A 14,990-nucleotide genomic window follows, 5' to 3' on the forward strand; every position below is an offset into this window, starting at 1 on the left:
CTCACGCCTTGAACGGGGTGGGGTTTTCGGCTACAGCCACGCTTTAGCCGCACTGAGGGACAGGCTCTTGGTTTCATCTCCCCCCATTGCCATCGTCATGGGCAGCCAGTCGGACTGGCCCACCATGCGCTTTGCCGCCGAAACGCTCGAGGCGCTCCGGGTCGATTATGAAGCGCGGATCGTTTCGGCGCACCGCACCCCGCTGCGCATGGTCGATTTCGCTACCAGTGCGCGGGACGAGGGCTTCAAGGTGGTGATCGCCGGCGCCGGCGGAGCCGCACACCTTCCGGGCATGATCGCCTCCATGACGACACTGCCGGTGCTCGGCGTACCGGTCGAGAGCAAGGCGCTGCATGGGCAGGATAGCCTGCTCTCCATCGTTCAGATGCCGGGCGGGGTGCCGGTGGGCACGCTCGCCATCGGCAAGGCCGGAGCGATCAACGCGGCGCTGCTCGCCGCTTCCATCCTTTCGCTGGCCGACGAGGAACTGGCCGCCCGGCTGGCCGAATGGCGCGAGCGGCAGACCAATCTGGTTGCGGAGTTTCCCAAGGACGATGACTGAAATCACTCCCCTGCTTCCCGGCACGCGCATCGGCATCCTGGGTGGCGGACAGCTTGGGCGCATGCTTTCCCTGGCGGCCAGCCAATTGGGCATGCGCACTCACATCTTCTGCCCCGACGAGAACAGCCCCGCTTTCGAGGTGACGCCCCACAAGACGGTGGCGGGCTATGACGACGTGGCGGCGCTCCGGGCTTTTGCGGGCGCGGTCGATGTCGTCACCTACGAGTTCGAGAACGTGCCGCTGGCAACCGCCAAGGTGATTGCCGAGAACGTTCCGCTCTACCCCGGCCCCAAAGCGCTGGAGGTCAGCCAGGACCGGTTGGCCGAGAAGGGGTTTCTGACCCGCGCAGGAATTGCGGTCGCGCCCTATCGCGCGATCAACAGCCGTGCCGATCTCGACGCCGCCATCGCCGAGATCGGCCTGCCGGCGGTGCTCAAGACCACGCGGCTGGGCTATGACGGCAAGGGCCAGCGCACCATCCGCACCCCAGAGGACGCCGAGGCCGCATTCGCCGCGCTCTCGGGGGTGGACCTGGTGCTCGAGGGCTTCATGGCGTTCCAAAAGGAAATCTCGGTGATCGTCGTGCGCGGGGCCGACGGGGTTGTGGTGACCTATGACCCAGCCGAGAACGTCCATAAGGATCATATCCTCAAAACCTCCACACTGCCGGCATCAATCTCGGGGCGGGCGGCCGACAAGGCGGGCGGGATTGCCGGGCAGATCGCTGCCGAGTTGGGCTATGTGGGGACGATGGGGGTCGAGTTCTTCCTCGTTGCCGACGGCGATGAGCCGGAAATCCTCGTCAACGAAATCGCACCGCGGGTGCACAATTCGGGGCACTGGACCCAGGCGGTGTGCGTCACCGACCAATTCGAAAACCACATCCGCGCCATTCTTGGCTGGCCGCTGGGGAACACCACCCGGTTGGCCGATGTGGTGATGGAGAATTTGATCGGCGAGGAAATCAATGCGACCGCCGGACGCTCGGTCACCGGGGTGCAACCGCACGTCTATGGCAAGACCGAAGCCCGACCGGGGCGCAAAATGGGGCACCTCAATATCGTGAAGGTGCCGAAACCTTAGGTTTTTAGGTCGCCCCAGTGGACAACGCCCGACTCTTCTGGTAACTAGCGCGGCCACGGTGACCGGCACGTGCTGGTCGGCGCCAAAGTGCTATTGGCCTTTGTCGCTTGATTTTCAACCGAGTTCTCTAACCGAAAGGGCGGGTGTTCCGCGTGCAAGTAGTCGTTCGCGATAACAATGTCGATCAGGCGCTCCGGGCGCTGAAGAAGAAGTTGCAGCGCGAAGGTGTGTTTCGCGAGATGAAGCTGCGCAACTATTACGAGAAGCCTTCCGAAAAGAAGGCGCGCCAGAAGGCCGAGGCAATTCGCCGGGCCCGCAAGCTGGCTCGTAAGCGCGCACAGCGCGAAGCTGGTGTTGCAGCCGGCCGTCGCTAAGCTTCTTGTTCGACAAGAACGTATTTGCAAGAAACGCCGTCCCGCAAGGGCGGCGTTTTTGTTTGCGGACGTGGAACGCTACGTGGAGCTTGCGAGAGGCCCCGCCCTCCTTCGTCGCTGTCGGGCATGCCCCGACAATCCGCAACCGAACGGGCGCACGCCACGAACTGGCGACAATCGCGCGGTTAAAGGCGGGCTGATCTCGTCCGCTACATCTCGGGCATGTCGAGGATCGGCATCACTTCGACGCCCTCGCCCGGGAACTTGGTGAAATGGGCGTGGCCTCGGAACATCTCGGCCGCCGCCTGATGGCTATCGGCCTCGACGATGATGTAGGCGGCCGCAGTGTTGGTGATGTCGGCGATGCCGTCGGGGGAAATCTTCTTGGTCCTGCCCAGCGGGCCGCCGGGATCGACGACGGAGGCGGCGTGGGTTTCCATCCACTCGCCCCAGGCTTTCATACCCGCCGCTTTGTCGATCGTGCCCTCGGCCTGCGCCTTTTCTGTCGCGCTGGCCGTTCCGGTGTAGATTGCGAGAAATTTCGGCATCTCAGCCTCCCTGCTCCGCCTCCGAAAAGAACGCCTGCGCCCGCTCCCATATGCCCCGTGCCCAGAGATCGGAGTGGTCGGCGCCCTCCTCGATCCACAGATCATAAGGGTTCGGGACCTCCTCGAAAAGCCGCTCGCCATTGCCGACGCTGACAGTCTGATCGGCGGTGCCATGGGCAACGAATACAGTCTCCTCGACGGCGCCGATCCAGTCATTGGAGCGGAACTGGTCAAGCATTAGCCAGGCGACGGGGATGAACGGATAACGCTCGGCGGCGACGTTGACGGCGGAATAGAAAGGGGTTTCCAAAAGCAGCGCGTCGGCTTGCCGTTGGCTCGCGACCCAGACGGCAGGCGAGGCACCCAGAGAGCGGCCCCAGATGGCGATATGCTGCTCCCGCTCGGCCAGCCAATCGAAGGCGGCGAGCGCGTCGGCGAGGATATGATCCTGGGTAATTTCGCCGGGCGAGAGCGGGAAGCCGCGATAGTCGACCGAGAGGAAGCCGTACCCGGCTTGGGTGAAGGCGGTGAAGCGCTCGTGCTCGGCGGAAAAGCTTCCCGTATTGCCCTTGAGATAGAGGATGGCCGGGAGGGCATCGTCGGCCGGCGGGGCATACCAGCCGGTGATCACCTCCTCATTGGTCGTGGGAATGGTGACGATTTCGGCATCGAGCCCGATGGCGGCGGGGTCGAAGGTCTCGCCTGCCGGACTGAAGAAGAAGGCGCGCTGATTGACGTAAAGATAGGCGACCAGCCCGCCATAGACCACGACGATGAAGGCGAGGACGCCGATGACGATCTTTTTGAGCATGAATGTCCTCCCGACAGCATCTGCTTTTCTGATACCGCCGGGGGAAAGCTTCGTCTAGTTCAGCGCTTCCTCGCCAAGCGCCACGCGGAAGGCGCGCTGGAAGACCTCCAGCGGTTGACCGCCGGAAATGGCGAACTGGTTATTGAAGATGAAGAACGGCACGCCGTTGATGCCCTGCTGGCTGGCCGAAAGCGCCATGGCCCTGGTGGTATCGTTTTCGTTCTCATCGGCGATCAAAACCAGCGCGGCATCACGGTCGAAACCGCGCTGGGCGGCAATATCGGCAAGGAGGTCGTTGTCGGTGATGTTCTTGCCTTCGAGGAAATACGCGGCGGCGAAGGCCTTGGCCAGCGGGTATTGCTGCTCGGGCGCCGCCGAGCGGATCAGCGTGTGCGGCTTGATCGTGGGATAGCTCATGGGCTGAACGCTCATGTCAAGCGGTACGCCGGCATCGCGAGCAACCGACTGCACACGCGCCTGCATGGCATCGATATCGCCGCCATATTTGGCCGAGAGGCGCTCCCTGGTGTTCTGCCCTTCTTCAGGGGTGGTCGGATCGAGGAGGAAGGGATGGTGCAGCACTTCGACCTCGACATCATCGGGAAGCGTCGCCAGCGCCTGATCGAGGCGCGCGGTGCCGATGAGGCACCAGGGGCAGACAATATCGGTGAACAGGTCGATGCGGATGGATCTGGTCATGGAGAGCCTTTCTGTTGGGCTCAAGATGGACACCCAGGCACAAAGCGGCAAGTACGCACAGCGGTGTAACTGGAACGAAAAAGGCCCGGGATTTCCCCCGGGCCCTCCACGATCAGCTTCTGAGCAAACTCAGTGGTTCATCGATTTCACGATGGCTTCGGTGACCTTCTTGGCGTCGCCGAACAGCATCATGGTGTTGTCGCGGAAGAACAGCTCGTTCTGCACGCCCGCATAGCCGGCGGCCATGCCGCGCTTGATGAACAGCACCGTACCGGCCTTTTCGACGTCGAGGACCGGCATGCCGTAGATCGGCGACGTCTTGTCGGTCTTGGCGGCAGGGTTGGTGACGTCGTTGGCGCCGATGACGAAGGCCACGTCGGCCTGGGAGAACTCGGAGTTGATGTCCTCGAGTTCGAACACTTCGTCGTAAGGCACGTTGGCTTCGGCCAGGAGCACGTTCATGTGCCCGGGCATGCGGCCGGCGACCGGGTGGATGGCGTAGGAGACATCAACGCCGGCGGCCTTGAGTTCGTCGGCCATTTCACGCAGGGCGTGCTGAGCCTGGGCCACGGCCATGCCGTAGCCGGGGACGATAATGACCTTGGACGCGTTCTGCATGATGAAGGCGGCGTCTTCGGCAGAACCTTGCTTGACCGGACGTTCTTCCACATCGCCTGAGGCAGCGGCGGCATCATCGCCACCAAAGCCGCCAAGGATGACCGAGATGAACGAGCGGTTCATCGCCTTGCACATGATGTATGAAAGGATCGCGCCCGAGGAGCCGACCAGCGCGCCGGTGATGATCAGCGCGGTGTTGCCCAGCGTAAAGCCGATGCCGGCGGCGGCCCAGCCCGAATAGGAGTTGAGCATGGAGACCACGACTGGCATGTCGGCGCCCCCGATCGGGATGATCATCAGGCCGCCCAGGACGAGAGCCAAAACGACGATGCCCCAGAAGGCGAGCGGATCGGCGGTGACGGTGAAGTACCAGACCAGAGCGATGATCGCGATGCCGACGGCAAGATGGATCAGGTGCCGGGCCGGCAACAGGATCGGCTTGCCCGACATGCGGCCATCGAGCTTGGCGAACGCGATGACCGAACCGGTGAAGGTGAAGGCACCGATGGCGGCGCCGATGCTCATTTCGATAAGCGCCTGGGCGTGGATGTGACCGGGGGTGCCGATGCCGAAGGCTTCCGGCGCATAGAGCGCGGCGGCCGCGACGAAGACGGCAGCAAGACCGACCAGCGAGTGGAAGGCGGCGACGAGCTGCGGCATGGCCGTCATAGGCACGCCGCGGGCGATGAACGCACCGATGCCGCCACCGATGGCCAGACCACCGATGATCAGCACCCAGGCGAAGGGATCGGTGGGGGCGGCGATGGCGAGCGTGGTGACGATGGCGATCGCCATGCCCACCATGCCCATGTAGTTGCCGCGCCGGGCAGTGACCGGCGAAGAAAGCCCGCGCAGGGCGAGGATGAACAGGGACCCGGCAATGAGATAAGCGAGGGCCGCGATATTTGCAGAGATCATGGTTGGATCAGCCCTTCTTCTTGTACATCGCCAGCATGCGCTGGGTGACGAGGAACCCGCCGAAAATGTTCACCGACGCCAGGATCAACGCGATGAACCCGAACCAGCGGGCCGGGCCGGTATCGCCGACCAGCGAAACGCCGACCGCAAGGAGCGCGCCGACCACGATGACCGAGGAGATGGCGTTGGTAACCGCCATGAGCGGGGTGTGAAGAGCCGGGGTGACCGACCAGACGACATAGTAGCCCACGAAGATCGCCAGGACGAAGATCGAGAGGAAGAAAAAGAAACTATCGACGCCGACCATTACTGACCTCCATCCTTTTTGGCTGCCGGCTTCTTGGCGGCAGGCTTTTTGGCTGCGGGCTTTGCTGCAGCTTCAGTGGTGTCCGCAGCGGCCTTGGTGGTTCTGCGGGCCGGCGCCTTTTTGGCGGGCACCTCGACGGCGCCGGCCGTGGCGACCTTGGCGGCAGCGGCCTTGCCCGTGGTGCCCTTTTTGGCAGGGACCTTGGCGGTTGCAGTTCTGGGCGCGGCGGCCGTAGTGGATTTGGCGGCCGTTTTGCGCGCTGTACCGGTCTTGGCTGGCGCCTTGGCTTCGGCCTTGTCGGCGGGCGCCGCGACGGCAGGAGCCGCTTCGGCTGCGGTGGCAAAATTGGGGTGCACGACGGCGCCGTCGCGGGTCAGAAGCGTGGCCTTGACCAGTTCGTCATCCCAATTGACCTTCAAGCTCTTGGCTTCCTTGTCGACCATGGTGTCAAGGAAGGCCAAGAGGTTCTTGGCATAGAGCTGGGAAGCGGTGGCCGCGATCTTGCCCTGCAGATTGAGGGTGCCGATGATCGTCACGTTGTTGTGGACGATCGTCTGGCCCGGAACCGTGAGTTCCACATTGCCACCGCGCTCGGCGGCAAGATCGACGATCACCGAGCCCGGAGCCATGGATTCGACCATCGCCTTGGTGATGAGCTTGGGCGCGGGGCGGCCGGGGATCAGCGCGGTGGTGACCACGATATCCTGCTTGGCAATGTGCCCGGCGACGAGTTCGGCCTGTGCGGCCTGCTCTTCCTTGGTGAGTTCGCGCGCATAACCACCGGTGCCCGAGGCATCTTTGAGCGCATCGGTCATGATGAATTTGGCGCCCAGAGATTCCACCTGCTCGCCTGCGGCGGCGCGCACGTCTGTGGCCGAAACGGCGGCGCCCAAGCGCTTGGCGGTGGCGATGGCCTGCAGGCCTGCAACGCCGGCGCCCATGACGAACACCTTGGCGGCGCGGACGGTGCCGGCGGCGGTCATCATCATGGGCAGCGCGCGGTCATAGACCATCGAGGCTTCGATGACGGCCTGGTAACCGGCGAGGTTGGCCTGGCTCGAAAGCACGTCCATGACCTGAGCGCGCGTGATGCGCGGCATCAGTTCCATGGCGAACACCGACAGCCCGGCCTTGGCGAGCGCGGCAAGCGCCGCCTCGTTGCCATAGGGATCGGCGATGGCGAGAACGAGCGCGCCCTTGGCGGCGCCGGCCAGCGCCGCAACGTCCGGACGGCGCACGGCGAGAATGACGTCGGCGCCTTTGACGGCGGCCGCTGCGGTCGTTTCGACGCTCGCTCCGGCGTCCTTATAGTGCTGGTCGAGGATGCGCGACGCTTCCCCTGCCCCTGATTCGACGCTGACCGATGCGCCCAGCCCGATGAGCTTGGCGATCGTTTCCGGCGTCGCGGCTACGCGGGTTTCTCCCCCCGCGCGCTCGCGCAATATGGCAATTTTCATGAAACCCTTGCCTCTTAGTGGCCTGCAAGATGTGTCGGCCAGCCCCCCAGGGCGACCGGCTTAAACGACAAAGACGAGATACAGAACGACCAGGATGGCGACAGTGGCGATGACCGTCCACTTGGTGCCGGCGAGAAATCCTGCATAGGTCTTGGTATGCTCTTCGAATTCCTTGGCCTTTTCGGCGTCGGAGATCGGTTCGTTCGAAAAGGTTGCGACCTGGTTTTCGGCCATTGCGGCTTTCCCCTGATTTGAGATTTGGACCCTGAATGCCCTTGTTAGGGCTGCGTTTGTTCGAGTTCGTCAATGAGTCTTTCGATCATGGACAGCCCCAGCGACCAGAATTGCGGGTCGCGGGCGTCCAGCCCGAACGGTGCCAGAAGCTCGGAATGGTGTTTCGATCCGCCGGCGCTGAGCATCTCGAAATACTTTTCGGCGAAACCCTCGCTGGACTTTTCATACTGTGCGTAAAGCGAGTTCACAAGGCAATCGCCGAAAGCATAGGCATAGACGTAGAACGGGGCGTGGATGAAGTGGCCGATATAGCTCCAGAGAACTTCATAGCCCTCGTTCAGCCGGATGCCCGGACCGAGGCTTTCGGTGGAGACTTCCATCCAAAAAGCATCGATTTCCTCGGGCCTTAGCTCGCCTTCCCGGCGCGCGAGGTGGATCTTGCGCTCGAGCGTATAGAACGAGATCTGCCGCACGACGGTGTTGAGCATGTCCTCGATTTTCGAGGCGATCAGAGCGAAGCGCTGGCGGGGGTCGGTGGTGGCGTCCAGGATGGCGCGGAACGTCAACATCTCCCCGAAAACACTGGCGGTTTCAGCCAGTGTTAGTGGTGTTGAAGCCATGAGTTCGCCTTGTTGAGCGGCAAGGCGTTGATGAACTCCATGACCGAGCTCATGGGCCAGCGTCATGACGTCGCGGGTGCGGCCCATATAGTTGAGCATGAGGTATGGATGGGCCGTGGTGACGGTGGGATGCGCGAAGGCGCCCGGCGCCTTGTTGGGCTTGACCGCCGCGTCGATCCATCCGCTGTCGAAAAAGGGCTGGGCGACTTCGACCAGCCTGGGCGAGAAGCGGCCATAGGCGTCGAGCACGGTGGTCCTGGCCGTGTCCCAATCGAAGATGCGGTCGTCGGAGGTGGGGAGCGGGGCGTTGCGGTCCCAGGCGTCGAGCTGGTCCTTGCCGAACCATTTCGCCTTCATCTGGTAATAACGGTGCGAAAGGCGCGGATAGGCTTCGCGGACCGATTTCTCCAGCGCGTCGACGACTTCGCGCTCCACCGAATTGGCAAGGTGGCGGCTGTCGGCGACGTCCTTGTAGCCGCGCCAGCGGTCGGAGATTTCCTTGTCCTTGGCCATCACATTGGTGATGTGGGCAAAGAGCTTCTTGTTTTCCGAGAGCGTCTTGGTGAGCGCGCCGAAAGCGGCCGAGCGCTTTTCTTCCTTTTTGTCCGAGAGCAAATTGAGGGTCTGCTCGAGCCCCAACGTCTCGCCGGCGACATCGAAGGAAAGGCTGGCCATGGTCTCGTCGAACAGGCGGTTCCAGGCGGCGTGGCCGGTGACGTATTTGTCGTGGAACAGCTCTTCCACCCGGTCCTCGAGCTGGTAGGGCCGCGCCTTGCGCAATTCGGTGAACCAGGGACGGTAGCGGGCGAGATCGGCGCTCGCTTCGAACGCGGCATCGAGCACCGCGTCGTCGATACGGTTGATCTCGAGGGTAAAGAACAGCACGCGGGTCGAAAGGTTGGTCAGCTTGTCCTGGGTGTCGCCGAGGAATTTGACCCGATCGCCATCGCCGGTGTTCTGCGCGTAGTTGAGATAGGCGAACGAGCCCAGCCGCCCCATGACCTCGTCGAGCTTTTCGTAGCGCCTGACCGCCTCGACCAGTTTCCCCTCGCGAGCGAGAGCTTCGAGCTTGCCCTTGTAGTCGGCCTCGAACGCCCTGGTCTCGGTGTCGAGGAACGCAAGGTCGGCCTTGAGTTCGTCCGAGGCAACGCCGGGATAGAGATCGGAAAGATCCCATTCGGGGAGCTGGCCGAACTGGTTGTGGGTCGATTGCGGGGCGGGAGAGGACATGGAGGTACTCCGCTTCGTGTCGGTTTTGGCGCGCACCTTATCGGGGCGTCCATCCCCTGCCAAGGCGAGCTTGCTTAAAGCCCTGTTAAAGGATCGGGCCTAGCCTGACCCAAATCGGCACACCCGGCGATTCTTGCCGCCGGGAGCCTGAGTGGTCGTGTTGGAGTGAGCGTCCCTAATGCACAAGGTTCTGATCGTCGACGATGATCCGGTTCAATCTCGTCTGACTTCGGAAGTGGTCGCAAAGGCCGGGTTCACCCCTCTGGCCGTGCATTCGGGAGCCGAGGCGCTCGATGTCCTGCGCAAGACCTACGGCATCGGGGCGATGATCCTCGATATGGTGATGCCGGAAATGGACGGGATGAGCGTGCTCGAAGCGCTAAAGCGCGACGGAATCGCCATTCCGGTCATCGTCCAGACGGCACAAACCTCGCTCGACACGGTGATCTCGGCCATGCGGCTGGGGGCGGTCGACTTCTTCGTCAAGCCCGTGGCGCCCGAGCGGATCACCATTTCCCTGCGCAATGCCCTAAAGCTCGGAACGCTCGAATCGAGTTTGAAGGCCGAGCGGGCGCGCAAGGACGGTAATTTCTCCTTTGCCCATATCGTCACCAAAAGTCCGGCCATGGCCCGCACCATGACCTTGGGCAAGAAGGCGGCGGCGAGCACCATTCCCGTTCTGATCGAAGGGGAATCGGGAACCGGCAAGGAATTGCTGGCCCGCGCCATCCAGGGATCGGGCGAGCGGGCCGGCAAGCCGTTCGTCACCGTCAATTGCGGGGCCATTCCCGCCAATCTGGTGGAATCCACCCTGTTCGGGCATGTGCGCGGCGCCTTTACCGGGGCGATCGCCGATGCGCCGGGGAAATTCCGCGAGGCGCACAATGGAACGCTGTTTCTCGACGAGGTGGGGGAACTGCCGCTCGAAACGCAGGTGAAACTGTTGCGGGCGCTCCAGGAGGGCGAAATCGAACCGGTGGGCGCGGCGCGGCCGGTCAAGGTCAATGTGCGGGTGATTTCGGCGACCAACCGGCGGCTTTTGAACCTGGCGCGCGAGGGGTCGTTCCGCGAGGATCTTTACTACCGGCTCAACGTCTTTCCCATCTACCTGCCGCCACTGCGCGAGAGGAAGGACGACATACCCGGGCTTGTCGACCACTTCATCGCCCGGTTCGCGGCCGAGGAAGGCCGGCGAGTGGCGACGATTTCATCCGATGCGCTCGATATGCTCATGGGCCATGACTGGCCCGGCAATATAAGGCAATTGGAGAACGCCATCTTCCGCGCCGTGGTGCTGGCCGAAAGCCCGGTGCTGCAGCCCGATGATTTTCCCCAGATTCTCGTCGCCGAAAAGGGACGGGAGGCTGCGCGGGCCGAAAGCGGCGGCTTTACGCCGGCCCAGCCTATCCACATCGACAATGCCCCGCCCCTGCCGCGCCTTCCCGACCCGACGCCTGCACCGGTCCCCGACCGGTTCCTCGACGGTGCGGGCAACCTGCTGCCGCTGGTCGAGATCGAACGCGAGCTGATCGCCTTTGCCATCGACCACAATGCCGGACGCATGGCGCAGGTGGCGCGGCAATTGGGCATCGGGCGCTCGACCCTTTACCGCAAGCTCAAGGAATACGGGCTCGAAGGCATGGGAGCGCAAGATGTTGCCTGAAAGCTGCAATATCGGGGGATTGCCGATCACGCCGACGGCACCTCGCTTGCGGGACTCAGCAGGAGAGATAAAATTTATCCAATACGCGCGGATCAAAGATTCGCCTGAAAGGCGTACGGACGCGCGAAGGGCTTGGTGCGGCATGGTGAACGGTTTGAGCTTGCGGTTCAAAGGGCTCCTTTTGGGAGCCGTGGCGTCTCTCTCACTTCTGGGTTCGAGCGCCCTGGCCTACGAAACGGTCATGGTCAACGGCGTGGAGGCCACGCGCATCCTGATCGCGCCGCCCAGGACCGAACTCGCAACAAGCATTCGCGACGGGCTGCGCGCCGCCATGGCCGAAGCTGCCCCTGGCAGCCGGGAGCAGGCCGATGCCGACCGGCTCTATTATTTTTACGGCGCCCGGCATTTCGAACCACTCTGGCTGACCAAGACCGATGACGGCATCGCCTTTTCCGACGCGGCCGAGGAGATCGTCGCCCTGTTCAGGGAAGCCCATCTTGAGGGCCTGGAGCCTTCGGATTATCTGACCGAGGGGCTCGATCTGGCGGCGGCGGACAGCCCGGACGCGTTTGCCGCGCTCGAAGCGGAATTTTCGGCCGCCATCCTGCGCTATGCCAACGATGCCCATTCCGGCCGGCTCGATCCGCGCACCGTGTCCGATTTCGTCGATGTCGCGCCCAAGAGCGTCGATGAAGCTGAACTGTTCGCGGCAGTGGCCGAGGCCTCGGACCCGGCCGCAGTGCTCATGGGCTATCACCCCACCCATCCCGAATTCGTCGCCCTGCGTGAATTGCTGGCCGACCACTATGCCGGCGAAATCGAGGACCTGCCCAAGATCGGGGACGGCAAGCTCATCAAGATCGGCATGACCGACCTGCGCGTGCCCATGCTGCGCGAGCGCATGGACGTGCCCCTGGCGCCCGGTGGCGACCCGGCGATCTATGACGAGGCGCTGGCCGCCGCCGTCGAAGCCTTCCAGGCCGAAATGGGCCTCAACCCGGACGGGGTGGTGGGCCCGGCGACGGTTGCCGCCATCAACGGCGCGGGCGGAGCCTCGCGCGCCGACATCGTCGCCAATATGGAGCGTTGGCGTTGGATGCCCGAGGATCTGGGCGCGTTCAACGTTTTCGTCAATATTCCCGAGTTCCGGCTCGACGTGAATCGCGACGGCCAGTCGGTGTGGGGCACGCGGGTGATCGTGGGGACGGCGGAAAACCAGACGCCGCTGTTTTCTGACAATATCCGGCACGTGGTGACCAATCCCTATTGGAACGTGCCCTCCTCGATCCTGCGGGCGGAGATTTTCCCGCAGGTGGCGCGCAACCCCAACTATATCGCCAGCCAGAACATGGAACTGCTCTACCAGGGCAACGCCATCGACCCCTGGATGGTGGATTGGTCGCGGGCCAGCCCATCGATGTTCCGCGTGCGCCAGAAGCCGGGAACTTCCAATGCGCTGGGGCAGGTGAAATTCCTTTTTCCCAACAGCCACGATGTCTATCTGCACGACACCAACGCGCCCTACCTCTTCGAGCGTTCCATGCGGGCGCTGAGCCATGGCTGCGTCAGGGTGCAGGATCCGTTCGGCTTTGCCGATGCGCTGCTCGAATTCGAGCCCGACATCACCGTCGCATCGCTTGAAACAACGCTGGGCGGCAGCGAACGCTGGTTCAACATGGACCGGCACGTACCCGTGCACATGGCCTATTTCACGCTGCGGGTGGGCGAAGACGGCACGGTGCGATCCTTCGCCGATCTTTACGGGCACAATGAACGGGTGATCGAAATGCTGGGGCTGGACGCGGAGAGGTGATTTCGCTGCGGGTTTGAGACGCGATGCGGGAGCGGGTGTGGAGCTACACGTCTGCCGAGCAGCGCGAGGCCTTGCGGGTCTCCGGGCCGATCCTCCGGCGACCGTCTTAAGCACTCGGTAACATTTTGGTCATCTTCACGCCGTCTTTCGCCCTCAGCTTGGCGCAAACAAGGGCAAGGCATCGGCGCGCATACACATCCCGTTAGCGTTAACGTTTCTCGCATGGGTTGCTGATAGGGTGCCGTCGAGCATTTAAATCAAAGACGGGCTAAGCGGCGTGACGCGTAGGGTATCGAGTTCAGTCAACCGTTTGATGCGGGCCATGCTGGCCGCAGCCATCGCACTGGCATCCATTCTGCCTCTGATCGCGCCGGCCCAGGCGGCCAACGAGCGCGAACTTTATCTTTATTATACCCACACCAAGGAAACGATCCGCATCGTCTACAAGCGCGACGGACGCTTCGTCCAATCGGCGCTCGATCGGCTCAACGTGTTCCTGCGCGACTGGCGGCGCAACGAGCCGGCCAAGATGGACCCGGCGCTGTTCGACCTGCTCTGGGAAGTGTATCAGCAATCGGGCGCCAGTCAGCCCATCTACATCGTTTCCGCCTACCGCTCGCCGGCAACCAACGCGATGCTGGCCTCGAACTCCTCGGGTGTTGCCGACAATTCCCAGCACATGAAGGGCAAGGCCATCGACTTCTATATTCCGGGCGTGCCGATCTCCACGCTACGCGCGCTGGGCATGCGCTTGCAGGTGGGCGGCGTGGGGTATTATCCCAGCTCGGGCAGCCCCTTCGTGCATCTCGACACCGCATCGGTGCGCGCCTGGCCGCGCATGACCGAAGCGCAATTACGCGAAATCTTCCCTGACGGGCGCACCCTGCACCTGCCCTCCAACGGGCGCGTGCTGTCCCAGGAAGGCTATCGCTACGCCCAGGCCGAATGGCAGCGCTGCCACCGCGTGCCGTGCAATGCCGGATCGTCCATGAACGGCGCGATCCAGGTTGCCGATGGTGACCGGCCTCGCACGCTCTGGGACATGATCACCGGTGGCGGCAACAACGATCAGCCGGCGGCCCAGCAACCCGCCCCGCAAGTGGCCGCTGCCCCTGCCGCCGCCCCTGCGCCAGTCCAGGTGGCCGCGGCTGCCGCTTCCGCCCCCGTCCGGGTCTCCGCCGAGCCCCCTGCCCCGCCGGCCCGGCCCGCCGATCTGATTGCGGGAACCATGGTGGCCGATACGCCCGCCATGCCCGAAACCATTCCCTTCCAGGTGATCGACGCCGCCGAGATGACCCGGCAGGTGGCCATGGCCGACACCGGGGAAATCGAGGAAGCGCCGCTGCCGCCCTCGATGTCCCGTGCGCTGGCCGAGTTGCGCGCCGAAACGCCCTCCGCCTATGCGCCCACCGGCGGCGGTTCGCTGGAGGTCGCCGCGATCCAGGAAGCGCCGGTTCCCCAGCCGCGTCCCCAGTTCACACCCGCCGTCGCAGCCGCGGTGCAACCGCAGGCGGCTGAGCCCGCCGAACTGGCGATCCGGCCCGGGTTCGATGCGGCCATCGAGACCGCATCGCTCGAGCAGCCATCCGAACTCGATGCCTTTGCTTCGCTGTTCGAAAACGCCACCCTTCCGGCTGCCGAACCGGCGCGTGCCGATCAGGCCACCGGCAATGCCATGGCCAGCCTTGCGGTCGCCGAGGGCGAACTGTTTGCCCCCGAGCTGGCAACGGTGACCGACACCATGCTCGCGCCCGTTGCCCTGGCCAGCGATCATTTCGCTTTCGAAGGCCAGTCCGATGGCAGCGGCGCCGGCGAGGAGATCGTCGCGGCGACAGGGTTCACCCGCACCGCTTCGCTCGGCCCCTCGAGCAACGGCTTCGGGCCGGCCCAAACCATCTGGGTGCATTACGACCCGCAGGCGAACTGACACAGTTCGGTCCTCTTTTGTTGCCAAAAGGCGCCCACCTGACTACATCAGGGCATGGGGCAGGAACGTTTTCAGCACCGGGCGCTTGCCGCTTTAGCGGTTCGAAAACGTGACAAAAACAAAAC

14 protein-coding genes are annotated in these 14,990 nt (G+C 63.5%); 6 read left to right on the forward strand and 8 right to left on the reverse strand.

The genetic code is table 11. From position 1 onward, the window contains the following. Positions 1 to 97: 97 nt before the first annotated feature. The 3 genes from purE to rpsU all read left to right on the forward strand — a co-directional run bounded on the left by purE (position 98) and on the right by rpsU (position 2,020). Positions 98 to 562, forward strand: coding sequence for a 5-(carboxyamino)imidazole ribonucleotide mutase (gene purE / locus NO932_RS15630; protein ID WP_375142890.1), 465 nt, complete (start codon positions 98 to 100; stop codon positions 560 to 562). Continuing rightward, positions 555 to 1,646 carry a 5-(carboxyamino)imidazole ribonucleotide synthase gene (locus NO932_RS15635; RefSeq protein ID WP_309208244.1) on the forward strand — a complete coding sequence of 364 codons (1,092 nt, stop codon included), beginning with the start codon at positions 555 to 557 and terminating at the stop codon, positions 1,644 to 1,646. The genes purE and NO932_RS15635 overlap by 8 nt, the downstream gene beginning before the upstream one ends. A 152-nt stretch (positions 1,647 to 1,798) precedes the next feature. Continuing rightward, positions 1,799 to 2,020 carry a 30S ribosomal protein S21 gene (gene rpsU / locus NO932_RS15640; protein WP_309163709.1) on the forward strand — a complete coding sequence of 74 codons (222 nt, stop codon included), beginning with the start codon at positions 1,799 to 1,801 and terminating at the stop codon, positions 2,018 to 2,020. Positions 2,021 to 2,229: 209 nt separating this feature from the next. Here rpsU and NO932_RS15645 read toward each other — a convergent pair whose 3' ends face one another. The 8 genes from NO932_RS15645 to NO932_RS15680 form a co-directional block, all read right to left on the reverse strand. Continuing rightward, positions 2,230 to 2,568, reverse strand: a complete 339-nt coding sequence (locus tag NO932_RS15645) for a hypothetical protein (RefSeq protein ID WP_309208246.1) — start codon at positions 2,566 to 2,568, stop codon at positions 2,230 to 2,232. A 1-nt stretch (position 2,569) separates the two neighbouring features. Next, a complete protein-coding gene (locus tag NO932_RS15650) occupies positions 2,570 to 3,379 on the reverse strand; it encodes an alpha/beta hydrolase (RefSeq protein ID WP_309208247.1) in 810 nt (269 codons plus the stop codon). A 54-nt stretch (positions 3,380 to 3,433) separates the two neighbouring features. Next, positions 3,434 to 4,078 (reverse strand): DsbA family oxidoreductase, encoded by a 645-nt coding sequence (locus NO932_RS15655; protein WP_309208249.1) that lies wholly within the window; start codon positions 4,076 to 4,078, stop codon positions 3,434 to 3,436. Positions 4,079 to 4,207: 129 nt separating this feature from the next. Continuing rightward, positions 4,208 to 5,611, reverse strand: a complete 1,404-nt coding sequence (locus NO932_RS15660) for an NAD(P)(+) transhydrogenase (Re/Si-specific) subunit beta (RefSeq protein ID WP_309211066.1) — start codon at positions 5,609 to 5,611, stop codon at positions 4,208 to 4,210. 10 nt (positions 5,612 to 5,621) lie between these two features. Continuing rightward, on the reverse strand, positions 5,622 to 5,921 hold the full coding sequence (locus NO932_RS15665) for a proton-translocating transhydrogenase family protein (RefSeq protein ID WP_309160094.1): 300 nt from the start codon (positions 5,919 to 5,921) through the stop codon (positions 5,622 to 5,624). Beyond that, positions 5,921 to 7,378, reverse strand: a complete 1,458-nt coding sequence (locus tag NO932_RS15670) for a Re/Si-specific NAD(P)(+) transhydrogenase subunit alpha (protein ID WP_309208251.1) — start codon at positions 7,376 to 7,378, stop codon at positions 5,921 to 5,923. Before NO932_RS15670 ends, NO932_RS15665 begins: the two co-directional genes overlap by 1 nt. Before the next feature lie 60 nt (positions 7,379 to 7,438). After that, positions 7,439 to 7,612 (reverse strand): aa3-type cytochrome c oxidase subunit IV, encoded by a 174-nt coding sequence (locus tag NO932_RS15675; protein WP_309160092.1) that lies wholly within the window; start codon positions 7,610 to 7,612, stop codon positions 7,439 to 7,441. 44 nt (positions 7,613 to 7,656) lie between these two features. Further along, on the reverse strand, positions 7,657 to 9,462 hold the full coding sequence (locus tag NO932_RS15680) for a M3 family oligoendopeptidase (RefSeq protein ID WP_309208253.1): 1,806 nt from the start codon (positions 9,460 to 9,462) through the stop codon (positions 7,657 to 7,659). A gap of 178 nt (positions 9,463 to 9,640) precedes the next feature. Between NO932_RS15680 and NO932_RS15685 the strand changes: the two genes are divergently transcribed. From NO932_RS15685 to NO932_RS15695, 3 genes are all read left to right on the forward strand, one after another. After that, a complete protein-coding gene (locus tag NO932_RS15685) occupies positions 9,641 to 11,125 on the forward strand; it encodes a sigma-54 dependent transcriptional regulator (RefSeq protein ID WP_309208254.1) in 1,485 nt (494 codons plus the stop codon). A gap of 190 nt (positions 11,126 to 11,315) precedes the next feature. Further along, complete coding sequence (locus NO932_RS15690; protein ID WP_309208255.1) at positions 11,316 to 12,938, forward strand: L,D-transpeptidase family protein; 1,623 nt, start codon at positions 11,316 to 11,318, stop codon at positions 12,936 to 12,938. A gap of 322 nt (positions 12,939 to 13,260) precedes the next feature. Continuing rightward, a complete protein-coding gene (locus NO932_RS15695) occupies positions 13,261 to 14,865 on the forward strand; it encodes a DUF882 domain-containing protein (protein WP_309208257.1) in 1,605 nt (534 codons plus the stop codon). The last annotated feature ends 125 nt before the right edge of the window (positions 14,866 to 14,990 follow it).

Source organism: Pelagibacterium sp. 26DY04, from assembly GCF_031202305.1.
Lineage (GTDB): Bacteria > Pseudomonadota > Alphaproteobacteria > Rhizobiales > Devosiaceae > Pelagibacterium.

What these genes read in the sequence shown, in the direction of transcription:
- purE (WP_375142890.1), top strand. Translation starts at nt 98, where the DNA reads ATGGGCAGCCAGTCGGACTGGCCCACCATGCGCTTTGCCGCCGAAACG.
- NO932_RS15645 (WP_309208246.1), bottom strand. Translation starts at nt 2,568, where the DNA reads ATGCCGAAATTTCTCGCAATCTACACCGGAACGGCCAGCGCGACAGAA.
- NO932_RS15650 (WP_309208247.1), bottom strand. Translation starts at nt 3,379, where the DNA reads ATGCTCAAAAAGATCGTCATCGGCGTCCTCGCCTTCATCGTCGTGGTC.
- NO932_RS15680 (WP_309208253.1), bottom strand. Translation starts at nt 9,462, where the DNA reads ATGTCCTCTCCCGCCCCGCAATCGACCCACAACCAGTTCGGCCAGCTC.
- NO932_RS15665 (WP_309160094.1), bottom strand. Translation starts at nt 5,921, where the DNA reads ATGGTCGGCGTCGATAGTTTCTTTTTCTTCCTCTCGATCTTCGTCCTG.
- NO932_RS15675 (WP_309160092.1), bottom strand. Translation starts at nt 7,612, where the DNA reads ATGGCCGAAAACCAGGTCGCAACCTTTTCGAACGAACCGATCTCCGAC.
- NO932_RS15655 (WP_309208249.1), bottom strand. Translation starts at nt 4,078, where the DNA reads ATGACCAGATCCATCCGCATCGACCTGTTCACCGATATTGTCTGCCCC.
- NO932_RS15635 (WP_309208244.1), top strand. Translation starts at nt 555, where the DNA reads ATGACTGAAATCACTCCCCTGCTTCCCGGCACGCGCATCGGCATCCTG.
- NO932_RS15685 (WP_309208254.1), top strand. Translation starts at nt 9,641, where the DNA reads ATGCACAAGGTTCTGATCGTCGACGATGATCCGGTTCAATCTCGTCTG.
- NO932_RS15670 (WP_309208251.1), bottom strand. Translation starts at nt 7,378, where the DNA reads ATGAAAATTGCCATATTGCGCGAGCGCGCGGGGGGAGAAACCCGCGTA.
- NO932_RS15695 (WP_309208257.1), top strand. Translation starts at nt 13,261, where the DNA reads ATGCTGGCCGCAGCCATCGCACTGGCATCCATTCTGCCTCTGATCGCG.